Here is a 24,721-nt window from a genome sequence, read left to right as displayed (position 1 = left end):
GTCGATCCGGGCGTGTTAGGAAAACTGCGCAAAAACGATCACCCCGGCTTTGAGCGGATGCTCGGCCGAACAAATCCAGGACATATGAAAATGGCGCATGACGCCAAGCAACAATCTGCGACCGCGCGGCGATCGTCGGCGCTTTCCGGCACCGCGCGCGTGCCCGGCGACAAGTCGATCTCGCACCGCTCCTTCATGTTCGGCGGTCTCGCTTCAGGCGAAACCCGCATCACCGGCCTGCTCGAGGGCGAGGACGTGATGCGCACCGGCGAAGCGATGAAGGCGATGGGCGCGCATATAACAAAGACCGGCGACGAATGGGTGATCCGCGGCACCGGCAACGGCGCGCTGCTCGAACCCGCCGCGCCGCTCGATTTCGGCAATGCCGGCACCGGGTCACGGCTGACGATGGGCCTTGTCGGCACCTACGACATGGAAACCACCTTCATCGGCGACGCCTCGCTGCAAAGCCGGCCGATGGGCCGCGTGCTCGATCCGCTGCGCGAAATGGGCGTGCAGGTGCTCAAAAGTGCTGCCGGCGACCGCATGCCGCTGACATTGCGCGGGCCCAAGGTCGCTGCGCCGATCTCCTACCGGGTGCCGATGGCCTCGGCGCAGGTCAAATCCGCCGTGCTGCTCGCCGGCCTCAATACGCCGGGCATCACCACGGTGATCGAGCCGGTGATGACGCGCGACCACACCGAAAAGATGCTGAAGGGTTTTGGCGCCAATCTCGAGGTCGAAACCGACAGCCAGGGCGTCCGCCATATACGCATCGAAGGGCAGGGCAGGCTGGCCGGACAGGTCATCGCGGTGCCGGGCGACCCGTCGTCGGCCGGTTTCCCGCTGGTGGCAGCACTGATCGTGCCGGGCTCCGACATCACAATCGAAAACGTGCTGATGAACCCGACCCGCACCGGCCTTCTGCTGACGCTGCAGGAAATGGGCGGCTCGATCGAGATCCTCAATCCGCGCTCCGCCGGCGGCGAGGATGTCGCAGACCTGCGCGTGCGCGGTTCGGAATTGAGGGGCGTCACCGTGCCGCCGGAGCGCGCGCCCTCGATGATCGACGAATATCCCGTGCTGGCCGTCGCCGCCGCGTTCGCCGAAGGCGAGACGCTGATGGAAGGCCTCGACGAACTGCGCGTCAAGGAAAGCGACCGGTTGTCGGCCGTCGCCAATGGGCTCAAGGCCAACAGCATCGATTGTACCGAAGGCGAGGCATCGCTCGTGGTGCGCGGCAGGCCCGGCGGCAAGGGTCTTGGCGGCGGCACGGTTGAAACCCATCTCGACCACCGCATCGCCATGGCCTTCCTGGTACTCGGTCTCGCCGCCGAAAAGCCGGTCACCATCGACGACGCCAGCATGATCGCAACCAGCTTTCCGGAGTTCATGGGGCTGATGAGGGGCTTGGGGGCGGAGATCGAGTTTGCGGCAGAAGCTGCCGGGTGACGATGACGGCCCGGATGTCGTTCGCGGACGCACTGTCGGTTGCAGCGACGCGCTGCACTGACCGGCGAACCGTCCGATGACGCTCTTAAGCTGGCTCGCCGCGGCCCTGACGACCGGCTTCCTCTATGTGATGGGAGCCGTGCCGTTCGCCGTCTGGTCGGGCCGCGCCGTCTATGCCGGCGTTCTGGCCAGCGCTTCGGCGCCCGATAGCAAAGGCAAACCGCGCCCCGGATTTGCCGCGACGCTCTGGCTGGTCGTCCTGCCGGCCTGCCTTATCGCCTACGCTCTGTTTCGCGGGTTCGACGTTCCCAATGACGGCAATGCCGCAGACGAATGGGGGCAGGTGCTGTTCCTCATCCTGTCGCCCTGTTTCGGCCTGATCGCCGGCTACGGGCTCGGCTGGCTGCTCGGCCGCGACAAGGCGCGCCGGGCAGGGTGAGTTTCGACATCGATGTCGTTTTGTTTGGGCGGCGGCCGTTTCAGGCCGCAGCTTCAAGAAGCTTCAGCGCATTCCCTACCTTCATACGGAGGTCGTTCAGGGTGTCCAGAACGCCTTGTCCTGCAAAGGGCTGTCCCAGGTCGAACGCTATATAGAAGGCGTTCTTAGGGTCGCCTTGAAGTATCGTCCCATGGGGCAAGAGAGAACTGAGGAGCCCTCCGCTTCCGTCTTGGGGGTACTTGTCCAAGAAGGTAATATGTCTGATCCCCCCACCTGCTTTGTTTCCGGCACTATCGAGGAAATCGAGCCTCTCAACTTTTTCCACACTCATGGTGGGAATGAGCACCCGGTGCTTGTCGGTAATGTCTAGCAGATGTAGATCGTACAGCCCCAGTTTCCCACCGTCATAGGGCTGTATATCATCAAAGATGACCCGGCACACTTTATCGGAGGGAGCCAATCCTTTCTCTTTATGTCTCTCGATGGAAGCTTCACCCGATTGCCGGTCCTTGCGGAACGGAAAATAGACATCCCTGGTGACGGTGCCCCCGTTGGCTTCGACAAGGGTACAGTACGCATGGTCGAGGGACGCCCGGAGATTATGGAGCGCATCACCCAGCACGGTGGATGTGTGTTTGGGGAACGCGACCCGTTTAGGCGTGGCGTGGTTCAACGATCTGTGATTGCGCTTGGGGCGCAGTCGTTTCATGTTATCCGCGATGTAGTGCCGGAAGATGGTTTCCAGCTGGCGAACGTGATGTTCGGCCCGTTCCACCTTTAGATATGGACCATAAAAATCCACATTCGCCATGTCAGAACTCCCTAAAGACAAAGACTAGGAAAGGGAGAACAGGTATTGCACCGCCTTCTGAAAACCCTCCCGATCATAAGACCGAGAGGGCAGAAAGCGGGTAGCGCCTGATGGTCTAGCGACAGTGAGGGAGTGCCAAAAGGTTGTTCGGCTCCACCCCGTCCGACTCGGTTTTGATGTACTTTCGGCCATTCCGGGAGGACACCATCAGCCAAACAGAATTGCCGTGCTGATCGACAGTCCAGAAGCGGTCGCCGCCTTCTATATGGGCGATCATCTGGTCAACAGTTCGGTACCATCCGTCGCCGCCGGGTCCGCCCACCCCCTGTAGGCGGCGGTCTTTGTCAGCGTTGTCGGGGGTGTGGCAAGTAACTTGGTATGTGCCTGTCATATCGGTTCTTTCTTCGAAAAGAGCCGCAGGACGCCTTGACGGAATCACCCTTGGGAGTAGTGTGGTGATCGAGTTTCATGTGCTGAGCCGTCCTGTGGCTTGGTTGCATTAACGGCGGCGAACTTCCGATTCGCCGCCGTTTTCATTGGAACGGATGCAGAACTGAATTAGCAAGCGCTAAATATCTTCTTGCTCGGTTTTCACAGGGGGCTTCTTCTTTCTCTTCAAAAGCTGCCGGCCTGATCCCCCTTGCCTTCCGGCTGCTTCTCCGCTTCAAGCCTCTGCATGACCCGACCTCTCCTCATCGCCATCGACGGTCCGGCCGCGTCCGGCAAGGGAACGCTGGCCCGCCGGCTAGCCGACTATTTCCATCTGCCGCATCTCGACACCGGGCTGACCTACCGCGCCGTCGCGCACATGCTCATGGAAAAAGGCTGGCCGCTGGACGACGAAGCCCACGCCATCGAGGCGGCGAAGCTGGTCGATCTCGGCAGGCTCGACAAGCATGCCTTGTCGGCGCACGCCGTCGGCGACGCCGCCTCGCGCGTCGCGGTCATCCCCGAGGTGCGAAAGATCTTGGTCGGGAAGCAGCGCGCCTTCGCCCGGCAGCCTTCAGGCGCGGTGCTCGACGGCCGCGACATCGGCACGGTGGTCTGCCCCGACGCCAATGTGAAACTCTACGTCACGGCAAGCGCAAAGGTGCGGGCAATGCGCCGCTTGCGCGACATCGAATCGCGCGGCGGCAGCGCCGATTTCGCCGAAATCCTTGCCGACATCGAGCGCCGCGACGCGCGCGACATGGGCCGCGAAGACTCGCCACTCAGGCCGGCGGAAGACGCGCACTTGCTCGATACGTCGGAAATGTCTATAGAGACCGCGTTTCTGGCGGCCAAAGCCCTGATCGACAAGGCCCTGTCTTCCGGAAGCACAGCCTGAAGCCTCAAAATTCTCGCTGCAGCCGCCAGGGCGGTGTCGCGATCCATTTTCGGGCGTCGGGTGAAAAGCCGCCTGCCAGCATTCTTTTGCGCCGGAACCGCCGCTCGAAAGCGGCACCAGGCCCCAAAGGGCCGGAACGCTGGTCAGGTCAACGCAACACAAACCCACGGCGCCGGTCCCGCGATGCGGGACTTTCCAGGAGAACATATGTCACAAGCAAATCCCACCCGCGACGATTTTTCCGCGCTGCTCGAAGAGTCGTTTTCCGACGGCCATTCGGGTGAAGGCCAGGTCGTCAAAGGTCTGATCACCGCCATCGAAAAAGACATGGCCATCATCGACGTCGGCCTCAAGGTCGAAGGTCGCGTGCCGCTGAAGGAATTCGGCGCCAAGTCCAAGGACGGCCAGCTGAAGGTCGGCGACACCGTCGAAGTCTATGTCGAGCGCATCGAAAACGCACTTGGCGAAGCGATGCTGAGCAGAGAGAAGGCTCGCCGCGAAGAGAGCTGGGTCAAGCTCGAAGAGAAGTTCAACAAGGGCGAGCGCGTCGAAGGCGTCATCTTCAACCAGGTCAAGGGCGGCTTCACCGTGGATCTCGACGGCGCCGTGGCCTTCCTGCCGCGCAGCCAGGTCGACATCCGCCCGATCCGCGACGTCACCCCGCTCATGCACAACCCGCAGCCCTTCGAGATCCTCAAGATGGATCGCCGCCGCGGCAACATCGTCGTGTCGCGCCGCACCGTGCTCGAGGAGAGCCGCGCCGAACAGCGTTCGGAGATCGTGCAGAACCTCGAAGAGGGCCAGGTTGTCGAAGGCGTCGTCAAGAACATCACCGACTACGGTGCGTTCGTCGACCTCGGCGGCATCGACGGCCTGCTGCATGTCACCGACATGGCCTGGCGCCGCGTCAACCATCCGACCGAAATCCTCAACATCGGCCAGACGGTCAAGGTGCAGATCATCCGCATCAACCAGGAAACCCACCGCATCTCGCTCGGCATGAAGCAGCTCGAGTCGGATCCGTGGGAGGGCATCGGCGCCAAGTACCCGCTCGGCAAGAAGATCTCCGGCACGGTGACCAACATCACCGATTACGGCGCCTTCGTCGAACTGGAGCCCGGCATCGAGGGTCTCATCCACGTTTCGGAAATGTCGTGGACCAAGAAGAACGTGCACCCCGGCAAGATCCTGTCGACCACCCAGCAGGTCGATGTCGTCGTGCTCGAAGTCGACCCGGCCAAGCGCCGCATCTCGCTCGGCCTCAAGCAGACGCTGGAGAATCCGTGGGAAGCCTTCGCGCGCACCCATCCGGTCGGCAGCCAGGTCGAGGGCGAGGTCAAGAACAAGACCGAGTTCGGCCTGTTCATCGGCCTCGAAGGCGATGTGGACGGCATGGTCCACCTCTCCGACCTCGACTGGAACCGTCCGGGCGAGCAGGTCATCGAGGAGTACAACCGTGGCGACATGGTGAAGGCGCAGGTTCTCGATGTCGACATCGAGAAGGAGCGCATCTCGCTCGGCGTCAAGCAGATGGCGCGCGATGCGGTCGGCGAAGCGGCAACGTCGGGTGAACTGCGCAAGAACGCGGTCGTCACCTGCGAAGTCACCGGCGTCAAGGACGGCGGCCTGGAAGTCCGGCTCGTCGACCACGACATCGAGACCTTCATCAAGCGTTCCGACCTGTCGCGCGATCGCGACGAGCAGCGCCCCGAGCGTTTCTCGGTCGGCCAGAAGGTCGACGCGCGCGTCATCGCCTTCGACAAGAAGACCCGCAAGCTGCAGGTCTCGATCAAGGCGCTGGAAATCGCCGAAGAGAAGGAAGCGGTCGCCCAGTACGGCTCGACCGACTCCGGCGCTTCGCTCGGCGACATCCTGGGCGCCGCGCTCAAGGGCCGCGACAAGTAAGCTTGTCGCTGCGCCGCATTGCGGCCTGAAACGAAAAACCCGCCGGAGCGATCCGGCGGGTTTTTTGCATTCGGCGTTCCAGTCCTCGCTCAGGCTTTGCCGTAGATCGGCACGACGGCGCCGCTCGCCACCAGGTTGGCGGGCGATGCGAGATGGACGATTGCCTCCGCGGCCGCTTCGAGGCTCACCCATTTCGAAAAATCCGCCTTGGGCATGGCGGCGCGGTTCACCGGCGTATCCAGCGTCGAGGGCGCCACCGCATTGACCAGGATGCCTGCCGATTTCAACTCTTCCGCCAGTGCGACGGTCATCGCGGCCACCGCCGCCTTGCTCGCCGTGTAGGCGACCATGCCGGCACCCTTGCGCGGCTCGAGTGCGGCGCGCGCCGCGACATTGACGATACGCCCGCCCGCCCCCGATACGAGCATTGCCGTTGCCGCCGCCCGGCTGCACAGAAAGACGGTCGTGGCATTGATATTCATCATCGCGGCAAAATCTCCGGGTTCCATTTTGTCGATCGGCGCCATCGCAAAACCGCCTGCGGTATGGACCGACGCCCAAAGGCCGGGGATCGCCGTGTAGAACGCATCGACTGCCCCGGCATCGGTCAGATCGACATTCGGCGCGACGCGGACCCGTTCGTGGCCGGACAGGGCAAATCCGGACGGCGCCGCATCATGGTTCACCGGCACATGGCATATGGCTCCGGCCTCGAGCAGCCGCGCCACCACCGCGTTGCCCAACGCCCCGGTGCCGCCGGTCACCACGACATGCTTGCCCTCGAATTCGTTTGCCATCACGGTTCTCCCTGCCGCTGCGCGGTTCATCGCGCCATACTGATTGCCCAAGCGCCCCGCGTCGAGCAGTCCATTCCGCGACAGTGCGTTCAACGCCGGGGTTTAGGCCTGCTTCTTCTTCAGGAGATGCCGGCGCGCCTTGGCGCGGTTGCCGCAGGAGGACATGTCGCACCAGCGCCTGGTGCCGTTCTTGCTCTCGTCGATGAACAGGAAACGGCACTTTTCGTTGGCGCATTGGCGGATTCGCCTGTCGTTGCGCGCCAAAAGCAGATCGGCGGCGGACCACAGCACCGAGGCGAGCAGCGCCGGCATCGACACGCTCGACCAGGAGACTTCCCAACCGCCATCGGCCGAGGCCAGCTTGCGGCGCGGCGGGGCTTCCGCGAGCGCGCTGTTCACGACGATGAAATCCGCCGCCAGCAAAGGCCTGTCCGTCGCCGCGGCGGCGAACAGGCGATGCAGCGCCTCGCGCAGGCTGATCGCTTCGCTCAGCAGATCTTCAGCTTTCGCCGGTTCTGTTTTCGACTGCGCATCGGCCGACTTCAGCAATGTTTCATCGACGCCGCTTTTTGCCTTCAGCCAGCCGAGCAGCGGCGGAAAGCTCGTCAGCTCGTCCGTCGGAACAGGGCTCCCCCGCCAGTAGCGCGTGTTGACGAAGTCGAGGCAGAGCCCTTCGGGGGGCGCTACGATCACCGTGGTGACGGCCTGGTGTCGGGAGACTGTCATGAGCGAGCTATAGCTAACCCCCATGCCGGTTGACAAGTCCGGCGCGTGGTTGTTTAACCCCCAAGCTGGTTATCTGCATATGGAGGAGAAAATGCTCAACCATGTTTCCATCGGCGTGCGCGATATCAACCGCGCCAAGCGGTTTTACGATGCGGCGCTGCAGCCGCTCGGCTACCGTTGCCTCGATGCCAGCGGAACATCGCTTGGTTATGGCGGCGATGTTTCCGTCTTCCTGATCGATAAGGCCGAACGTCCCGTCGAAGCCGACGCCGGCTCGCATCTGCATTTCTGCTTCGATGCGCCGAACCGTGGCAGCGTCGACGCTTTCCATGCGGCTGCGCTCAAGGCCGGCGGCAGCGACAATGGCGGCCCCGGCCTGCGCGACAATTACGGCCCGAACTATTACGCCGCGTTCGTCGTCGATCCCGACGGCTATCGCATCGAGGCCTATTGCGGCAACGCAAGCTGAGCGGGGAGGCGATCATGGCTTCCATCCGCGTCGAGATATTCATCGAGGCGCCGCCCCAATTCATCTGGGATGCCGCCCGCGATGTCGGCGCCCTGCACACGCGTCTCGTGCCGGGCTTCGTCACTGATACGCGGCTCGATGGCGACGTCCGCATCGTCACCTTCGCCTCCGGGCTGGTCGCCCGCGAACGCATCGTCGATGTGAACGATGAAGGCCGCCGGCTCGTCTGGTCGGTCGTCGACGGCCAGCCGACGCATCACAACGGCGCGCTGCAGGTGTTTGAGGAAGGCGAGGGCAGCCGCGTCGTCTGGATCGCCGACCTCCTGCCCAACGAACTCGCCAGGCCGATCGGCGCCATGATGGAACACGGCATGACGGCGATGAAGCGCGCCATGGAACATCAGTTTGCCGATGCTTAATCCTGCCCGGCAAAACGCACCGATCCTCACAAGGAAACCGCCTAGAACTCGCGGCCGATGCGCGCGTCGACCGAATGCCGGTTGCCGCCGCGGATGACGAAGAACAGGAAGATCGCAGCCCACAGGATCGACTTTTCGGCGCCGCCGTAACCCTGGTCCATGGTGACCCAGTGGAACCAGACGGTGACCAGAAGCACGAACAGCGCGGCGAACGACGCCGGGCGGGTCAGGAAACCGACAGCGATCAAGATGCCGCCGAAGAATTCGGTGAACGATAGCAGGGGCGACCAGAACACGCCGGGATAGAAGCCGAGGCTTTCGACCATGCCCGCGGCGCCGAACGGATCGCCGATCTTGCCGAGGCCATGCGTGACGAGCGCCAGGCCGGCGACGACCCGCAGGATGGTTTCGACGCCGTCATGCGCGGCGGCATAGATGCCCTTGAGCGCGGGAACGATAAGGCGGCGGCTGGTGGTCTGCGTGATGTCGCTCAAAATCCGATCTCCTGAAGATATGCTTCACGCACTCGGCAGTGGCGCATTCACGGTCAAGTAAACAGGTTTTGAGAACGGCGTGATCGTCGATTGCCCGCGCATGGTTCCGCGGTCGGAAGCCAAAGTGCGGAACCCATCCGCCGAAAGGGCGTTTCCAAAACACACGGCGGTTCAGCCGCCTGAAAATCACGAAAGGAGAAACCGATGAATTGGAACCAGATCGAAGGCAATTGGGAGCAGTTCAAGGGCAAGGTGCAGACCCAGTGGGGCAAGCTCACCGACGATGATCTCGATGTCATCAAGGGCAACCGGCGGCAGCTCGCCGGCCGTCTCCAGGAGCGCTACGGCAAGGCCGAGGACGACGCCGAACGCGAGATCGACAGCTGGCTGTCACGCCACTGACCGAACCGTCTCAGGCAAAGCCCCGCCTCGAGCGGGGCTTTTTCGTAGAAAACTGTCGAGCTGGCTACGGCAGTTTTTCGTCCAGCTCGCTGCACAGGGCGGGGTCGGTCTTGTCGAGGCGGAATATCCGGTCTTCGGTGCCGAACGAAAAGAAATCGGCCGGATTGCTCAGGTCGAACGATGGCCATCCGGCAATCGCGTCGGGCATGTAGAGAACGATGCTCCTGCCGTCGCGCAGGTCAACGGGAAAATCGCCTCCCTCTTCCGCCGACGAGCCGTCCTCGCTGGTGGTGGCATGGCAGTCCAGTCCGCCTTTCGCCTTGAAAGCCTCGATGAGCGGTTTGTCCTGGATGTCCTGGTTGGCCGGATCGGCCCAGGCACAACTTCCAGCGACGAAGAACTGCCCGCTCTTCGTGACGAACTGGATGCGGATCGCGGTTCCCTCGATTTCCTCGTATTCCATCAGCGACAGCCGCACCGAGCGCGTCGCCTGTTGCTTGTTTTTGGCAAGATGCGCCTCATCGTACATACGGCCGTAGCAGGCGCCGCCGTCGCCCTTCGCCAAAAGGTCGCTCAGCGGATCGGCGAAAACGGCGGTCGCAGCCGCCGCCGTGAACGCCACTGCCAACGCGGATTTTTTCAACGTCTTCATGCCCATCCACCGTTCATGCCGGAGGACGATACGATGCGGCCCGGAATTCCGCAAACCGCACAGGATTTCGGCTCAGCTCGATACGCCGGGCCACTCGGCGATACGCTGGTAGACTTCCTCCGGAACGGAAATCCCCTGCTCGGCCGACTTGCGGCGCGCCTCGGCTTTGGCGAGACCCGGGATATGGACGCCATAGTCGCCGCCGAGCCTCTCGATCTGCGCGTGCATCCGTTCCTCGAAGCCCGGACCGAAGACCCTTGGGTCGATTGCCAAGACGAACATGCCGGTTCCCGGACCTTCCGCCCCGCTGCCAAAGGGTGGCGCATCCACCGACCAGTTGGCACCCGACAGTCCGGCCGACAGGACTTCGACCATCAGCGCGATGTTGGCGCCACGCGCGCCGCCGAATGCAAGCAGCACGCCCTTCATCGCCTCGTTGGCGTCGGTGGTGGGATTGCCCTCACTGTCCAGCGCCCAGCCGGCCGGAATCGGCTGGCCGTCCTGCGCCGCCTTGCGCACATTGACGAAAGCCGTAGCGCTCGACGACTGGTCGATCAGCAGCGGCGGCCCGCCGGCCTGCGGCGCCGCGAAAGACATCGGGTTGGTGCAATAGACGGCCTTTGTGCCGCCTGACCCCGCCACGATCGGCGGCCCGTTGGTGGTCGCCAGCGACACGAAGCCGGCTTCGGCCAGCCGCCCGGTGAAATATCCTAGCGAACCGCAGGTGTAGGAATTCTTCTGGCTGAAAATCGCGACCCCGCAAACCGTCGCAGCCGAAACCAGTTCGTCGAAAGCCAGGTCGAAACCTGGATGCGCCGCGCCGCCACGTGCATCCGACGTCACGATCGCCGGTGCCAGCCTGGTGATCTCCGGCACTGCCTGCCCGTCGATGCGCCCAGTCCGCAGATCCTCCAGATAGTCGATGAAATGCGCCAGTCCGACCGAGGCCTGTCCATCGGCTCCCGCAGCCACCATGGCCTTCGCCAGCGAGGACGCTGTCTTCGGGCTAGACCCGGCCGCCATGGCTGCCCGTTCGCAAAGCGTCCGCGCCTCGTCGAGACTGAGGGTTTTCATCGTCATCGCATCATCCAAGGCGAGATGGTATCCGGGCTTCGAGTTTGCGGAAGAGGAAGACCAGCACGCCGGTGATCGCCATGTAGACCAGCGCGAGCAGCAGCAGCGGTTCGTAGGTGATGAACGTTTCCTGCCGCACCCGCGAGGCAACGCTGTAGATGTCGACCATAGTGATGGTGGCGACGAGAGGCGTTGCCTTCAATTGCAAGACCGTCTCTCCGGCCAGCGTCGGCAGAGCGCGATGGATCGCCTGCGGCAGCCAGATGCGCCGGAAAACCTTCCAGCGGCTCATGCCGAAGGCGCGGGCGGCTTCCAATTGCCCGCGCGGCACGCCGGCGAAGGCGCCGCGCATCACTTCGCCCTCGTAGCCCGCGTAGGAAATGGTCAGCGCCATCACGCCGTATGGCCAGGCCTGCCGCAGATACGGCCACAGGAACGATTCCCGTATCCACGGAAATTGCGGGAACAGCGAGCCGAGCCCATAATACAGGAGCCAGAGCTGCAGAAGCAGCGGCGTTCCACGGATGATCGTGCAGAACGCCTTCGCCGGGACGGCGAGCCAGATCGGCCCGGTGACCTGCACGAGGCCGAGCGGAAGCGCGATGGCAAGCCCCAGCGCCGACGTCACCACGAGCAGCCAGATGGTGCGCCAGATGCCCTGCAGCGCCAGCGGCATGTACTGCGGCAGCCAGTCCCAGCGCATGAAGATCGCCGCTGCCATAACGATCGCCAGCGCGATCAGGATGAGCACGATCCGGTGCGGCTGCAGCCAGCCCATCACGCGCCGCCGGAGCGGGATGGCCAGCGCCTCGCTCATCAGTGCGGTCCCGAGACCGAGGGCATGCCGCGCCGCGACCAGCGCTCGACACGCTTGATGATGACCTCCGAGAACAGCGTCAGCGACAGATAGAGCACGCCCGCCGCCATGAAGAAGGTGAAGTAGGCCTTGGTGGCGCCGGCCGCCTGGCGCGTCGTCTGCGTCAGTTCGCTGAAGCCGACCACGGCCAGCAGCGCGGTGTCCTTGGTGGCGATGAGCCAGAGGTTGGCGAGGCCGGGAATGGCGAACGGCAGCATCGCCGGCAAGGTGATGCGCCGAAGCAGCAACCCCGGCGGCATGCCGTAGGCGCGCGCCGCCTCGATCTGGCCCTGCGGGATCGCCAGGATGGCGCCGCGCAGCACTTCGGTGGAATAGGCGCCTTGCACGACTGCCAGCACGCCGATGCCGGCGATCAGTCCGTTGATGTCGACCGGCGGATAGCCGAGCGCGGTCATGAGCTGGTTGATGAGGTCGGTGCCGGCGAAATACAGGATCAGGATCAGCACCAGTTCAGGCACCGCCCGCACGACCGTCGTGTAGGTCTCAAGCAGGTCGCGCACCACCGGCCCGCCATAGAGCTTGCCATAGGCGCCTCCGATGCCGATCAAAAGGCCGAGGCCGAAGGCGCCGCAGGCGATCTGGATCGAGGCGGCAAGGCCGCGCAGCAGGTTGGCGCCCCAGCCGGGCGGCTCGAACGACAGGAGTTCCAGCGTGCTGGCTCCGAAAAGACTGACGAGTACGTCCAGCTTGTATCCTCGCGTCTGAGATTGCGGGCGAATCCGGAAGTGTCCGGCCGCCACGCTTCAAAACGGGCGGCCGGGAAACGTGCCTCGATCAGTTCGACTGGGCGGCTTCGCCGTAGACGTCGAAGTCGAAGTACTTCTTGGTGATCTCGGCATATTTGCCGTTGTCGCGGATCGCCTTGATCGCGGCGTTGATCTTGCCCTTGAGCTCGGCATCGTCCTTGCGCACGCCGGCGCCGACGCCGGGGCCAAGCACTTCGTCATCCGGTGCGACGATACCCTTCATGTCGCAGCAGCCCTTGCCCTGGTCCGATTTCAGGAAGGCGTCGAGCGCGATGGAATCGGCCTGCGTGGCGTCGATGCGGCCGGCGGCGAGGTCCTGGTTGGCTTCGTCCTGCGTCTGGTATTCCTTGATCTCGGCGGCCTCGGTGAAGTGCTTCTTGGCATAGGCCGCGTGCACGGTGGAAACCTGCACGCCGATGATCTTGCCTTTCAGCCCCGCCGGCGACGCGTCGAAGGTCTGGTCCTTGGCGCCGGCGACTCCGGTCGGCGTGTTGTAATACTTGTCGGAGAAGTCGATCTCCTTCATGCGATCGGCGGTGATCGACATCGAATTCATGATGGCGTCGATCTTCTTGGAATTCAGGCCGGGGATGAGGCCGTCCCACGGGATCGGGGTCAGCACGCAGTCGAGCTTGGCTTCGGCGCAGATCGCATTGACGATCTCGACTTCCCAGCCGCCCCAGGCGCCGGACGCATCCTGCGAATAGAACGGCGGATAGGCTTCGGGCGAAAAGCCGACCTTGGTCTGCTGGGCGCTCGCCGAGGCGACGCCAGCCAGCGCGATCAGCGCCGCCGCGGCCGCGGTCTTGAAGAAAGTTTTCATTTCAGTTCTCCCATTTCCCTTTTGTTGTTCCCGGTTTTCCCGCAATCGTTCATCCGACGTTGCGCAGAAACTGTTTCAGCCGGTCGGATTTCGGCGCACCGAAAACTTCCGCCGGCGGTCCTTCCTCCTCCACCTTGCCGTTGTGCAGGTAGACGACATGGCTCGCCACTTCGCGGGCGAACTTCATCTCGTGGGTGACGAGGATCATGGTGCGCCCCTCGCGCGCCAGGTCGCCGATCACCTTCAGCACCTCGCCGACCAGTTCGGGGTCGAGCGCCGAGGTCGGCTCGTCGAACAGCATGACGCGCGGCTGGATGGCCAGCGCGCGGGCGATGGCGCCGCGCTGCTGCTGGCCGCCGGACAGGAAGGCCGGATAGACGTCGCGCTTTTCGGCGAGGCCGACGCGCGCCAGCAGCTGCTCGCCATAAGCGATCGCCTCGTCGCGCTTGACGCCAAGCACATGCACCGGAACCTCGATGACATTGTCGAGCAGCGTCATGTGGCTCCACAGATTGAAGTTCTGGAACACCATGCCGAGTTTTGAACGGATGCGCTCGATCTGGCGGCGGTCGGCCGGCACGGTGTTGCCGTGGCTGTCGCCCTTCAGCCTGATCTCCTCGCCATTGACGCGGATGATGCCGCTGGTTGGATTTTCCAGGCAGTTGATGCATCGGAGCAACGTCGACTTGCCGGAGCCGCTGCCGCCGATGATCGCCACCACGTCGCCGTCGCGCGCCGACAGCGACACGCCCTTCAGCACGTGCAGCTGGCCGAACTTCTTGTGCAGGTCCTCGATGTGGATCGCCTCGGCGGCGTCTTCCACCGCGGCCCGGATGGCTGGAACGGCGGTTGCCGCCGTCATCGGCGCTTGCTCCCGCGCGGCATCGTCTTCCCGTCAGCGTGCAATCGGCCGGTCATCGCCCTGTCATCGGTTCCCCTGGCGGTGAGGATGGACCCGTGCGCCTTGTCGCGTCAACCGGGCCACCGTCCGCTCTTGTCTTTCCCCATTACGGCACTTGCGGCGTTGTTATGCAAGTGTATAAATATTCTCCTCGTCGTCACTCAGCCAATTTTCCGGGAAGAAACCTCACGTGAACGCTTACGGCTCACAGTCCATGGCGGCGCCGCTCCGGCGCGTCCTGATGCGCTCCGCGGCCAACGCCATGCGCGGCGCCGACCGGAAGGAATGGCACTACGGGCCGGGCTTCGACGCCGCCAGGGCAGCCCGCCAGCATGCAGCGCTTGCCGAGCTCGTCGCGGCTTCCGGTGCCGAGATCGCCTGGATCGACGACCGCGAGGACGGCCTGTCGGATTCCGTTTTCACGCACGACCCGTCGCTGATGTCGGATCACGGCGCCATCATCCTCTCGATGGGCAAGACGCTGCGCCATCCCGAGCCGTCCCTGCATGAAGAAACCTACAAACGACTGGGCGTGCCGGTCCTTGGCCGCATCGAGGCACCGGGCCAGGTCGAGGGCGGCGATTGCGTCTGGGTCGATGCCAAAACGCTTGCCATCGGACGCGGCGTCCGCACCAACCAGGCTGGCATCCAGCAGATGGCCAACCTGCTCGGCCCGCATGGCATCGATGTCCTCGGCTACGACCTGCCTCTCTGGCACGGCGAGGAGGCCTGCCTGCATCTGATGTCGGTCATTTCGCCGCTCGCCGACGACCTCGCGCTGGTCTACGCGCCGCTGCTGCCGGCTGCCTTCTACCAATTGCTCCGGGCGCGCGGCATCCGGCTGGTCGAAGGCGACGCCGACGAATTCTTCGCCTCGAACGGGCTCAGCCTCAACGTCTTGCCGACGGCGCCCCGCGAAATCATCGCGGTCGCCGGCTTCCCGAAAACCAAAGCCGCCATGGAAGCGGCCGGCTGCGTGGTAAAAACCTTCGAAGCCGATGCGCTCTGCATCGCCTGCGAGGGCGGCCCCACCTGCCTGACCCGGCCGATCCTGCGCCGGTGACCATGCAAGGCCGGCGCAAATTCCGCCGCGAAGGCGAGGAGCGGCGACGGCAGGATCTGATCGAGGCGACGCTGGACTGTGTCGCCGAGCGCGGACTGCAAGGCGCCACCGTGCGGGCCATCGCGCTGCGGGCGGGCGTTACCGCCGGCCTCATCCGTCACTATTTTCCCGGCAAGGAGGAATTGCTGCAGGCCGCGTATGCCACGATCATGGGCAGAATGACGGAGCAGGCAAAAACGGCGCTTGCCACGGTCGCTCAGGATCCGCGGCAGCGCCTTTCAGCCTTCGTCGAGGCCAGCCTGCTGCCGCCGGTCATCGACGCGCGGGTATTCTCGCAATGGGCAAGTTTCATCGGCCGCGCCAGTTCGGACCCCGCGCTCGCTGCGGCCCACCGTGCCGGCTATCTCGGCTTTCGCGACGAGGTGGAGGCGCTGGTCGCCGAAGTGCTGGTGGCGGCCGGCCGTACTGCCGCCAAGCCTGAACTACGCCGCTACGCCATCGCCATCAACGCCATCATCGACGGGCTGTGGATCGAAGGCTGCCTTGCCGGCGATTTTTTCGAGACGCGCGAACTGGCCGAAATCGGTATCGGTTCGGTGGAGGAAATGCTCGGGCTGAGGTTGCGGGAGCCGGTTTGTTCGGCGAAGGAATAGGGACCTCTATGAAACTTTTGGGTTACTTGTCGCGGCGGTTACCCCCACCCCTAACCCCTCCCCACAAGGGGGAGGGAGACGCCGTCGCAACCTATTCCGCAAGCTTCTCGGCTTTTCGCTTGAGCGGAGGCACGAGAGTATCCCCCTCCCCCTTGTGGGGAGGGGTTAGGGGTGGGGGTAATTTTATCACCGATCGCACTTCATTTCGGTCAGCCCGCCAGGAGCATCACCCATGACCACCACCGGCGAAGCCCTGATTTCCCTGCTCGAGGCGCATGGCGTCGACACCGTTTTCGGCATTCCCGGCGTCCACACCATCGAGCTCTATCGCGGTCTGGCGCGGTCGAAGATCCGCCACGTCACGCCGCGCCACGAACAGGGCGCGGGCTTCATGGCCGACGGTTACGCCCGCGTGTCGGGCAAGCCCGGCGTCGCCTTCGTCATCACCGGTCCGGGCCTGACCAACACCATCACCGCAATGGCGCAGGCGCGCGCCGATTCCATCCCGATGCTGGTGATTTCCGGCGTCAACAAGCGCGATTCGCTCGGCAAGGGTCTCGGCTTCCTGCATGAGCTTCCCGACCAGCGCGGCATGATGGAGAAGGTGGCACTGTCGTCGGAGAGGATCGATGAGCCGGCGGCGCTCGCCGGCGCAATGGCGCGCGCCTTCGCGCTGCTGTCGTCCGGCCGGCCCGGGCCTGTGCATATCGAAATCCCCACCGACGTAATGGGGCTGCCCGCCGGCGATGTCACCTTCGCTCCGGTTCGCGATCGTCCCGCTACGCCCGACAGCGCAGGCATCGCCAGGGCAGCGAAACTTGCCGCCGCCGCCAAAAGCCCCGTGATCTTGGCCGGCGGTGGCGCCAAGCGCGCCGAGGCTGCATTGCACCGGCTCGCCGAACTGCTCGACGCGCCGGTCGTCACCACGGCGAATGCGCGCGGGCTCCTGCACGGCCATCCGCTCGGCGTGCATGCCAGCCCGAGCCTGAAGTCCGTCCGCGCCTTGATGGCCCAAGCCGATTTCATCATCGCCGCCGGCACCGAATTCGGCCCGACAGATTACGACATGTATGCCGACGGCGGCTTTGCGGCACCGGCCAACCTTGTCCGCATCGACATCGACGCCACCCAACTCGCCCGCTGGCCGGCGGCCGTTGCGATCGAGGCAGACGCCTCCACCGCGATCGAGGCTCTGCTGGCAGTCCTGCCCACCGGAAAGAAAAGCGGAGGCGCTGCCCGCGCCGTCGCCGCGCGCGACGCGGCCTGGCAGGAAATCGGCCCGGCCATGCAGGACCAGGTCAAGGTGATCGAAACAATCCGCGACGCGCTCCCTGGCGCGATCATTGTCGGCGATTCCACCCAGCCGGTCTATGCCGGCAACCTGTTCTACGATCACGACCGGCCCGGCGGCTGGTTCAACGCCGCCACAGGTTTCGGCGCGCTGGGTTACGGCCCGCCGGCCGCCGTCGGTGCGGCCCTGGCCGATCCATCAGCGCCCGTCGTCTGTCTCTCCGGCGATGGCGGCTTCCAGTTCACGTTCCCGGAAATGGGCGCCGCGCTCGACGCCGGCGCGGCCGTCATTTTCGTCGTCTGGAACAACCGCGGCTACCGCGAGATCGAGACCTCGATGCTGGATGCCGGTGTCGAGCCGGTCGGCGTCTCGCCGGCCCCGCCGGATTTCTGCCGCATCGCCGATGCCTATCACATGCCGGCCGAGCGCCTGATGTCCACCGAAAGCCTGCCCGCCGCGCTGGCGCGCGCCCGCAGCCTTGGCAAGTCCTGCCTGATCGAGATTATGGTGGCGTGAGGCGGCTTGTGTTTTTGCTGCTTCCGCAAACCGCCGGCGATTGGCGGAGCCACCATGCCTGAACGGTGATGAAGCGCGAGGCTTGGAAGTTCGGCGCCCAAGCGTGAATGAATCCGCCCGCTTCGACGGCTTTTCGCTCTTCGGTGAAGATTCTTTCGAGTGATTTCAATCGCTTGCACGATTCCTGAAAATATTTCCGCTTTCGTCTTTTCCACGCCCCTGCGGCCCCGCTTTAACCTTTTGCCTGTTCTCATTTTCGAGGCGAGGCGTGGTGGAAAGGCAGGATCGGCAGGACAGGGAGACGGAGCGCCATCGCACAACGCTGATGCGCCTTCTCGCCTTCATCTTCGTCTATGCCGGGCTTGCCGACGACACCGGCTCCGCCGCCTCGGACACCGGCCGCGCCGGCCGCGCTTTTGAGGCCAGCCGCGAGGCCTGGACATTGTCGCGCCGGGCCTGCCGCAGGCTGCTTCTGCTGCTGAGGCCCGTCGAGGCCGCGACGCGCCGCCTGATCGTCGTTCTGGCGAGCGGCCTGCCCATCCTGAACCCGCGCGCCGCGGGCTCCGAACACCCGGCGACGCAGCCGGCGCCGACCCGGTCCCCCTCCCCCTTGTGGGGAGGGGTTAGGGGTGGGGGTAGTTCCATAGCCGCTCCGTCCGGCGACGGCAAAACTTCCGATGCACGTCCGCCGCTTTTCGCGCTGGCCGACCGACCCAAGCGTTACGAGTGGTTCTTCTCGGGAAAACCGCATGGCGCGGGCTGGAAAGGTCCGTCGCCAGCCCTGCCCGGCGACGACGAACTCGACGCCGCCGGCATCCTGCGCCGCATCGCAGCGTTGGCGCGGGCGCTCGACGATTTGCCGGCACAGGCCGATCGTCTGGTGCGCTGGCGGCTCCGGCGCATGGCTGCCCGCGCGGCGGGCAAAGCCAGAGCCCTGTCGCCGCTCAGGCCCGGAATTCCGCCGGGCTCCTTGCCGCGCCGGGCTCCGAAACGGGAGCGCCGCGAAGAGCACGACCTTTTGTCCGAAACCCACGCGCTCGCACGGGACGCCCTGGTGCGCTTCGACACGTCATGACGCGACGGCGTCCCCGTCTCCTCATCCTGAGCCTGTCGAAGGGCTCAATGGCCAGGGCGGATTTCCGCAGCGTGGCAACGGAGATGCTTGTGCGGTGCACGGTTGTTTTCTCTCGAAAACAGCCGTTTGTTATACCATTTCCGCATCAAGTATTGCCTTCCCGATAAAAGCGATTAAGAAGCCACGACAGACAGGCCAGCAAGCCGAGCGGAGCGCGCCATGACGACAATCACCGAAATCCCGAAACTGGTCACTGTTTTTGGCGGATCCGGTTTTGTTGGACGGCATGTGGTGCGCGCGCTGGCACGGCGCGGCTACCGGGTGCGCGTCGCCTGCCGTCGCCCCGATCTCGCCAACTTTGTTCAGCCGCTCGGCAATGTCGGCCAGATCCAGCCGGTACAGGCCAATATTCGCGTCCGCTGGTCGATCGACCGCGCCGTCGAAGGCGCCGATCATGTCGTCAACCTGGTCGGCATCCTTTACGAAGGCGGCAAGCAGAAGTTCTCGGCGGTGCATGATGAGGGCGCCCGCGCCGTCGCGCAGGCAGCAGCCGCCGCCGGTGCCGGCCTGACCCACAATTCCGCCATCGGGGCCAGCGTCGATTCGGCTTCGCTTTATGCGCGGAGCAAGGCGCGCGGTGAAATGGCCGTGCTCGAGGCCAACAAGAATGCCGTCATCTTCCGTCCATCGATCGTCTTCGGTCCGGAAGACCAGTTCTACAACCGCTTCGCCGACATGGCGCGCTATTCGCCATTCCTGCCGCTGCTCGGCGGCGGCAACACGCGGTTCCAGCCGGTTTTCGTCGGCGACGTCGCCGAAGCGATCGCTCGTTCGGTCGACGGTACGGTCAAGGGCGGCACGATCTACGAACTCGGCGGCCCGGAAGTGATGACGTTCCGTGAATGCATGGAGGAGATGCTGGAAATCATCGACCGCAAGCGGCAGTTGGTGACCGTTCCGTGGTGGCTGGCTGAATTGCAGGGGTCGATCCTTGGCATGCTGCCGAGCCCGCTGCTCACCACCGATCAGGTGACGCAGCTAAGGAACGACAACGTCGTTTCCGCGGATGCCGAGAGACAGGGACGCACCATCACGGCGCTCGGCATTCAGCCCCAGGCGTCCGCCGCGATCCTGCCCTCCTATCTGTGGCGCTACCGGCCGGCCGGCCAGTTCACCCGCAAGACGCTGGCCTGAGTGGAGCCGATCAAGCTTGGAAGCAATCGCCGGTTGGCTGCCTGAAGGTCTTGCCACAGCGCCTGCCGCGCTGCTTGTCGTTGCCAGTTTCTTCACCTCGGCGCTGACTGCCGCCTTCGGCGTCGGCGGCGGCCTCGCCATGCTGGCGCTGATGGGCCTGTTCGTGCCGGTCGCAGCCCTGATTCCCGTGCATGGCGCAGTGCAGTTGGGCTCCAACACCGGCCGCACCTGGCATCAGCGCGCCAATGTGCGCATGGACGTCGCCATGCCGTTCATCGCCGGCAGCGTCGTCGGCGCCATTGCCGGCGTCTTCCTGGTCGTGCAGTTGCCTGATTCGGCGCTGAAGATCATGCTCGGCGCCTTCATCATCGCCATCACCTGGGTGAAGATCCCTGGCCTCGCCACGCTCGGGCGCATCGGCATGGCGGCCGCCAGTGCGGTGCTTGCTCTCACCACCATGTTCGTCGGCGCCACCGGGCCGTTGATGTCGCCGATCCTGGCGCAGATCCTGCCCAACGACCGCAAGGCGCTGGTTGCCACGCACGGCGCCGCGATGACTGTCCAGCACGGGCTGAAGATCCTCGTCTTCGGGATCGCCGGCTTTGCCTTCTGGCAGTGGCTGCCGCTGATCGCCGTGATGGTGGTTTCCGGCTTCCTCGGCACGGTTTTCGGCACCAGCTGGCTGGACAGGATTCCGGAAGACACGTTCCGCAAATGGTTCCGCATCGGCATCACCATCCTGGCGCTCGACCTGCTGCGCCGCGGGGTGATGGATTATCTCTGAGGCCTTCAGCCCCAGATCAGCAGCGCCGCCAGGCCGGCGCCGCCGACGATCAGCCGCCACCAGCCGAACATCGAATAGCCGTGCCGCGATACGTAATCGAGCAGGTAGCGCACGACGATCACCGCCATCACGAAGGCGGCGATGAAGCCGACGACGATGATCGGCAGGTCGGCCGCCGAAAGGATATCGCGGTTCTTGAACAGATCGTAGGCGAAGGCGCCGGCCATGGTCGGCATCGCGAGGAAGAAGGAAAACTCCGCCGCCGAACGCTTGTCGGCGCCCATCAGCAGCCCGCCGACGATGGTCGAGCCGGAACGCGAGGTGCCGGGGATCATGGCAAGGCACTGGATCAGCCCGATGCCGAAATAGACCCGCAGCGGAAAATCCATGACGTCGTGATACTTCGGCTGCAGCGCCCAGCGATCGACCCCCAAAAGCACGATGCCGCCGAGAATCAGCATGATGCAGATCAGCATCGGTGTTTCAAACAGCACCGTCTTGATAAAATCATGCGCCAAAGCGCCGATCACGGCCGCCGGCAGGAAGGCAATCAGGATGCCGAGCACGAAACGCCGCGCCCGTCCGCTGGACGGCAGGTCGGCGGCCAGCCGCAGCAGCCGTGCCGCGTAAACACTCAGGATGGCCAGGATCGCGCCAAGCTGGATCAGCACCTCGAAAGACTTGCCTGTCGATTTGAAGCCGAGAAAATGGCCGGCAAGCAGGATATGGCCGGTGGAGGATACCGGAATGAACTCGGTCAGCCCCTCCAGCAGGCCGAGCAAAAGCGCGTCAACAATTGTCTGGTTTTCCATCGGGACCCTCGGCCGGCCGCCGCGGCCGTCGCTTGCTTGTCACGGCGTCCGTCTGCCCGTATAGCTCGGGTCGCCTCATCAGCCCTCAGAATCGGGCGGGCCAAGACTTACTGGCGCTGCCTTGAATTGGCCAGAGCCGATCGATAATCGCGGTATCATGCTGACCCTTTTCCACCACCCCCTCTTTGCCACAAGCCGCTTTGTCCGCCTGTCCTTCGGTGAATACGGGGAGGAACTGGCACTCATCGAGGAAAAGCCGTGGACACGGCGCAAGGAATTCCTGGCGTTGAACCCGGCCGGAACCCTGCCGGTGCTTCTGGCGGAAGGCGACGTGCCGATCGTCGGCGGCACCGTCATCGCCGAATATCTCGACGAGACGCGCGGCGTGTTGAAGCGCGAGCGCCGGCTTTTCGCCGAAGATCCAATGGAACGCGCCGAAATCCGCCGACTGATCGATTGGTACCTGCAGAAGACCGAAGGCGAGGTCACCCGCCACCTGGTGCGCGAACGCGTGCTGAAGCCGCTGATGCCGAGTACCGATGGCGGCGGCTCGCCGGATTCGGGCGCCATCCGCGCCGCCCGTTCCAACATCAAGCAGCATATGAAATACACCAACTGGCTGGCCGGCACCCGCAACTGGCTCTCCGGTCCGCGGCTGTCCTATGCCGACCTCGCCGCCGCCGGCACGCTGTCGGTGCTCGATTATCTCGGCGAGATCGACTGGACCGACTATCCGTCGGCCAAGGACTGGTACACGCGGCTGAAGTCGCGGCCATCGTTCCGGCCGCTGCTCGGCGATCGGGTACGCGGCCTGTCGCCGGCGTCCCACTACGGGGATCTGGACTTCTGATGCGCGCCGCCGGGGCCATCGCCGATCCGGCGCGCCTCCGGGACCTCATCGACCGCGAGGCGAAAAAGGCCGGTTTCGATATTGTCGCCGTCACCACGCCCGACGCCATTCCCCTCGCTCCGGAGCGCCTCGGTCAATTCGTCGCAGAAGGTCTGCACGGTTCGATGGAGTGGCTGGCCGAAACCGCTTCCCGGCGCGGCGACCCAAAAACGTTGTGGCCGGATGTCCGCTCGGTCGTCGTGCTCGCGATGAACTACGGGCCGGATGCCAATCCGCTCGGCATTCTGGAAAAACGCGACCGTGGCGCGATCTCCGTCTATGCGCAAAACCGCGACTATCACGACGTCATCAAGGGTCGGCTGAAGGAGATTGCCGGCAAGCTCGCGGCGCGCGGCGGCGCTGACGTCAAAGTCTTCGTCGATACCGCGCCGGTGATGGAAAAGCCGCTGGCGGAAGCCGCCGGCATTGGCTGGCAGGGCAAGCACACCAATCTCGTCAGCCGCGAATTCGGCTCGTGGCTTTTCCTGGCCTCGATCTTCACAACGGCCGAACTGACGCCCGACATGCCCGAGGACGACCATTGCGGTTCCTGCCGCGCTTGTCTCGACATTTGCCCGACAAATGCCTTTCCAGCACCCTACCGGCTCGATGCGCGGCGCTGTATTTCTTACCTTACCATCGAGAACAAGGGTCCGATTCCGCGCGAGTTCCGCGAAGCGATCGGCAACCGCATCTATGGCTGCGACGATTGCCTCGCCGCCTGCCCGTGGAACAAGTTCGCGCGTTCCGCTTCCGAAATGAAGCTTGCGCCACGTGACGATTTGCGCGAACCACGGCTGGCCGAACTCCTTGCACTCGACGATTCCGCCTTCCGCGCGCTGTTTTCCGGTTCTCCGGTCAAGCGCATCGGCCGCGACCGTTTCGTCCGCAACGTGCTTATCGCCGCCGGCAATTCCGGTGATTTTTCGCTGATCGGCCAGTGCCGCGACCTCGCGCATGATCTCTCGCCGCTGGTGCGGGGGGCTGCCGTTTGGGCCCTGTACCGGCTGATGCCGTCGCCGGCTTTCGCCGAAATCGCGACCCACCTTGCAAGCGAAGAAATAGATGATGACGTGCTTGCGGAGTGGAGTGCCGCTCGCCCAGCGGGTAGCGCTAATCGCACGAACCATGGAATTCATGCATGACGGATCGCTTCTTCATCTTCGGCGCAGGCTATTCCGGCAAGGCATTCGCTCGCGCCAATCGCGGCGATGCCGCCATCGCCGGCACGACGCGCTCAGCCGAAAAATTCGATCAACTGCGCCAAATTGGCATCGAACCCCTGCTTTTCGACGGGGCCGACCTTCCCCGGGAGACTGCCCACGTCTTGCGCGAAACCACGCACCTCATCGTTTCCATCGCCCCGGGCGACACGGGCGATCCAGTGCTTGCGCTCGCCCGCGAGGTCATCACCAAACAGACGCCGCGCCTCCGCTGGATCGGCTATCTCTCCACCGTCGGCGTCTATGGCGATCATCAAGGTGCCTGGGTCGACGAAGAAGGCGATTGCCGGCCGGTGTCGAAGCGCTCGATCCAGCGGCTCGCCGCCGAAAATGAATGGCTGGCACTCGGACAGGAGACCGGCCTGCCGGTCGCCATCCTGCGGCTCTCAGGCATCTACGGTCCCGGACGCAACGCTTTCGTCAACCTGGCGAACGGCACCGCCAAGCGGCTGATCAAGCCGAACCAGGTATTCAACCGCATCCACTGCGACGACATCGCCGGGGCGCTTTGGCATCTCGCCGCACGCAATCTCGGCGGCGTCTTCAACGTGACGGATAATGAGCCGGCGCCGCCGCAGGACGTGGTGAGCTATGCCGCGAAGCTGATGGGCGTCGAACCGCCGCCGGAGATTCCCTTCGCGTCCGCCCAACTTTCGCCAATGGCGCGGTCCTTCTATGGGGAGAACAAGCGGGTTTCCAATGCGGCGATCAAGGCGGCGGGCTATGATTTCCAGTTTCCGGATTACCGTTCCGCCTTCGACCACATGTGGGCAACCGACACCTGGAACGGTGCAGGCGACGCCGATGCGAGGAGTGCAATCCGCGCTGATTAGTCCACGCCCGACGCGAAGCGTGTTATGATGCTCGGGCGTTTACCTTCGCGTAACCATCGTGGCCCAGGCTTGGG

28 protein-coding genes are annotated in these 24,721 nt (G+C 64.3%); 16 read left to right on the top strand and 12 right to left on the bottom strand.

Going from position 1 to position 24,721, the window contains the following annotated elements:
- Window positions 1-90: 90 nt before the first annotated feature.
- The gene (gene aroA, locus OHD58_RS05370) at window positions 91-1,452 is read left to right on the top strand and encodes a 3-phosphoshikimate 1-carboxyvinyltransferase (RefSeq protein WP_263802026.1); all 1,362 of its coding nucleotides are present in this window, start codon (window positions 91-93) and stop codon (window positions 1,450-1,452) included.
- A gap of 76 nt (window positions 1,453-1,528) precedes the next feature.
- On the top strand, window positions 1,529-1,891 hold the full coding sequence (locus tag OHD58_RS05365) for a hypothetical protein (protein WP_263802025.1): 363 nt from the start codon (window positions 1,529-1,531) through the stop codon (window positions 1,889-1,891).
- 40 nt (window positions 1,892-1,931) lie between these two features.
- On the opposite strand, the gene OHD58_RS05360 is transcribed toward OHD58_RS05365, so the two are convergent.
- Window positions 1,932-2,702 (bottom strand): hypothetical protein, encoded by a 771-nt coding sequence (locus tag OHD58_RS05360; protein WP_263802024.1) that lies wholly within the window; start codon window positions 2,700-2,702, stop codon window positions 1,932-1,934.
- Between the two features lie 115 nt (window positions 2,703-2,817).
- On the bottom strand, window positions 2,818-3,093 hold the full coding sequence (locus tag OHD58_RS05355) for a DUF3892 domain-containing protein (protein ID WP_263802023.1): 276 nt from the start codon (window positions 3,091-3,093) through the stop codon (window positions 2,818-2,820).
- A 285-nt stretch (window positions 3,094-3,378) separates the two neighbouring features.
- Here OHD58_RS05355 and cmk point away from each other — a divergent pair, with 285 nt between their 5' ends.
- Window positions 3,379-4,029: a (d)CMP kinase gene (gene cmk / locus OHD58_RS05350; RefSeq protein WP_263802022.1), complete on the top strand. Its 651-nt coding sequence runs from the start codon at window positions 3,379-3,381 to the stop codon at window positions 4,027-4,029.
- A 207-nt stretch (window positions 4,030-4,236) separates the two neighbouring features.
- Window positions 4,237-5,934, top strand: coding sequence for a 30S ribosomal protein S1 (rpsA, locus tag OHD58_RS05345; protein ID WP_263802021.1), 1,698 nt, complete (start codon window positions 4,237-4,239; stop codon window positions 5,932-5,934).
- Window positions 5,935-6,023: 89 nt separating this feature from the next.
- Here the strand turns inward: rpsA and OHD58_RS05340 are convergent, their stop codons facing one another.
- Together OHD58_RS05340 and OHD58_RS05335 are read right to left on the bottom strand one after the other, a co-directional pair.
- Entirely contained in the window at window positions 6,024-6,731 is a 708-nt protein-coding gene (locus tag OHD58_RS05340; RefSeq protein WP_263802020.1) for an SDR family NAD(P)-dependent oxidoreductase, read from the bottom strand.
- Between the two features lie 102 nt (window positions 6,732-6,833).
- Entirely contained in the window at window positions 6,834-7,457 is a 624-nt protein-coding gene (locus OHD58_RS05335) for a CGNR zinc finger domain-containing protein (protein WP_263802019.1), read from the bottom strand.
- Between the two features lie 91 nt (window positions 7,458-7,548).
- On the opposite strand from OHD58_RS05335, the gene OHD58_RS05330 reads away from it, so the two are divergent.
- Both OHD58_RS05330 and OHD58_RS05325 read left to right on the top strand, forming a co-directional pair.
- Window positions 7,549-7,926: a VOC family protein gene (locus OHD58_RS05330; RefSeq protein ID WP_263802018.1), complete on the top strand. Its 378-nt coding sequence runs from the start codon at window positions 7,549-7,551 to the stop codon at window positions 7,924-7,926.
- A gap of 14 nt (window positions 7,927-7,940) precedes the next feature.
- Window positions 7,941-8,345, top strand: a complete 405-nt coding sequence (locus OHD58_RS05325) for an SRPBCC family protein (RefSeq protein ID WP_263802017.1) — start codon at window positions 7,941-7,943, stop codon at window positions 8,343-8,345.
- A 41-nt stretch (window positions 8,346-8,386) separates the two neighbouring features.
- Here OHD58_RS05325 and OHD58_RS05320 read toward each other — a convergent pair whose 3' ends face one another.
- Window positions 8,387-8,839, bottom strand: coding sequence for a DoxX family protein (locus OHD58_RS05320; protein WP_263802016.1), 453 nt, complete (start codon window positions 8,837-8,839; stop codon window positions 8,387-8,389).
- Between the two features lie 204 nt (window positions 8,840-9,043).
- On the opposite strand from OHD58_RS05320, the gene OHD58_RS05315 reads away from it, so the two are divergent.
- Window positions 9,044-9,241 carry a CsbD family protein gene (locus tag OHD58_RS05315; protein ID WP_263802015.1) on the top strand — a complete coding sequence of 66 codons (198 nt, stop codon included), beginning with the start codon at window positions 9,044-9,046 and terminating at the stop codon, window positions 9,239-9,241.
- A gap of 64 nt (window positions 9,242-9,305) precedes the next feature.
- Here the strand turns inward: OHD58_RS05315 and OHD58_RS05310 are convergent, their stop codons facing one another.
- The 6 genes from OHD58_RS05310 to OHD58_RS05285 form a co-directional block, all read right to left on the bottom strand.
- Window positions 9,306-9,893, bottom strand: coding sequence for a hypothetical protein (locus OHD58_RS05310; RefSeq protein ID WP_263802013.1), 588 nt, complete (start codon window positions 9,891-9,893; stop codon window positions 9,306-9,308).
- 72 nt (window positions 9,894-9,965) lie between these two features.
- Complete coding sequence (locus tag OHD58_RS05305) at window positions 9,966-10,967, bottom strand: Ldh family oxidoreductase (RefSeq protein WP_412177179.1); 1,002 nt, start codon at window positions 10,965-10,967, stop codon at window positions 9,966-9,968.
- A 10-nt stretch (window positions 10,968-10,977) separates the two neighbouring features.
- Window positions 10,978-11,784 carry an ABC transporter permease gene (locus OHD58_RS05300; protein WP_263802011.1) on the bottom strand — a complete coding sequence of 269 codons (807 nt, stop codon included), beginning with the start codon at window positions 11,782-11,784 and terminating at the stop codon, window positions 10,978-10,980.
- On the bottom strand, window positions 11,784-12,494 hold the full coding sequence (locus OHD58_RS05295) for an ABC transporter permease (protein ID WP_412177178.1): 711 nt from the start codon (window positions 12,492-12,494) through the stop codon (window positions 11,784-11,786). Before OHD58_RS05295 ends, OHD58_RS05300 begins: the two co-directional genes overlap by 1 nt.
- Before the next feature lie 124 nt (window positions 12,495-12,618).
- Complete coding sequence (locus OHD58_RS05290; protein WP_263802010.1) at window positions 12,619-13,413, bottom strand: transporter substrate-binding domain-containing protein; 795 nt, start codon at window positions 13,411-13,413, stop codon at window positions 12,619-12,621.
- A 49-nt stretch (window positions 13,414-13,462) separates the two neighbouring features.
- Window positions 13,463-14,275, bottom strand: a complete 813-nt coding sequence (locus OHD58_RS05285; RefSeq protein WP_263802009.1) for an ABC transporter ATP-binding protein — start codon at window positions 14,273-14,275, stop codon at window positions 13,463-13,465.
- A gap of 253 nt (window positions 14,276-14,528) precedes the next feature.
- Between OHD58_RS05285 and OHD58_RS05280 the strand changes: the two genes are divergently transcribed.
- The 6 genes from OHD58_RS05280 (at window position 14,529) to OHD58_RS05255 (ending at window position 20,890) form a co-directional block, all read left to right on the top strand.
- Complete coding sequence (locus OHD58_RS05280) at window positions 14,529-15,377, top strand: dimethylarginine dimethylaminohydrolase family protein (RefSeq protein WP_263802008.1); 849 nt, start codon at window positions 14,529-14,531, stop codon at window positions 15,375-15,377.
- Between the two features lie 2 nt (window positions 15,378-15,379).
- Complete coding sequence (locus tag OHD58_RS05275; protein WP_263802705.1) at window positions 15,380-16,030, top strand: TetR family transcriptional regulator C-terminal domain-containing protein; 651 nt, start codon at window positions 15,380-15,382, stop codon at window positions 16,028-16,030.
- Window positions 16,031-16,262: 232 nt separating this feature from the next.
- A complete protein-coding gene (locus OHD58_RS05270) occupies window positions 16,263-17,837 on the top strand; it encodes a 5-guanidino-2-oxopentanoate decarboxylase (protein ID WP_263802007.1) in 1,575 nt (524 codons plus the stop codon).
- Between the two features lie 271 nt (window positions 17,838-18,108).
- The gene (locus tag OHD58_RS05265) at window positions 18,109-18,912 is read left to right on the top strand and encodes a hypothetical protein (protein WP_263802006.1); all 804 of its coding nucleotides are present in this window, start codon (window positions 18,109-18,111) and stop codon (window positions 18,910-18,912) included.
- A gap of 219 nt (window positions 18,913-19,131) precedes the next feature.
- Entirely contained in the window at window positions 19,132-20,106 is a 975-nt protein-coding gene (locus tag OHD58_RS05260; RefSeq protein ID WP_263802005.1) for a complex I NDUFA9 subunit family protein, read from the top strand.
- Between the two features lie 16 nt (window positions 20,107-20,122).
- Entirely contained in the window at window positions 20,123-20,890 is a 768-nt protein-coding gene (locus tag OHD58_RS05255) for a sulfite exporter TauE/SafE family protein (RefSeq protein ID WP_263802004.1), read from the top strand.
- Window positions 20,891-20,895: 5 nt separating this feature from the next.
- On the opposite strand, the gene OHD58_RS05250 is transcribed toward OHD58_RS05255, so the two are convergent.
- Window positions 20,896-21,702, bottom strand: a complete 807-nt coding sequence (locus OHD58_RS05250; protein WP_263802003.1) for an undecaprenyl-diphosphate phosphatase — start codon at window positions 21,700-21,702, stop codon at window positions 20,896-20,898.
- Between the two features lie 157 nt (window positions 21,703-21,859).
- Here OHD58_RS05250 and OHD58_RS05245 point away from each other — a divergent pair, with 157 nt between their 5' ends.
- From OHD58_RS05245 to OHD58_RS05235, 3 genes are read left to right on the top strand one after another with little or no spacing between them, the layout of a single operon-like run.
- The gene (locus OHD58_RS05245) at window positions 21,860-22,552 is read left to right on the top strand and encodes a glutathione S-transferase family protein (protein ID WP_263802002.1); all 693 of its coding nucleotides are present in this window, start codon (window positions 21,860-21,862) and stop codon (window positions 22,550-22,552) included.
- Complete coding sequence (gene queG, locus OHD58_RS05240; RefSeq protein ID WP_263802001.1) at window positions 22,552-23,736, top strand: tRNA epoxyqueuosine(34) reductase QueG; 1,185 nt, start codon at window positions 22,552-22,554, stop codon at window positions 23,734-23,736. The genes OHD58_RS05245 and queG overlap by 1 nt, the downstream gene beginning before the upstream one ends.
- Entirely contained in the window at window positions 23,733-24,647 is a 915-nt protein-coding gene (locus tag OHD58_RS05235; protein WP_263802000.1) for an SDR family oxidoreductase, read from the top strand. The genes queG and OHD58_RS05235 overlap by 4 nt, the downstream gene beginning before the upstream one ends.
- Window positions 24,648-24,721: the final 74 nt, after the last annotated feature.

The sequence above is a fragment of the Mesorhizobium sp. ZC-5 genome (genome assembly GCF_025753855.1).
Classification (GTDB): domain Bacteria; phylum Pseudomonadota; class Alphaproteobacteria; order Rhizobiales; family Rhizobiaceae; genus Neomesorhizobium.
The sequence above is the reverse complement of the archived record's forward strand: the minus strand, read 5'-3'. Positions and strand labels throughout refer to the sequence as shown.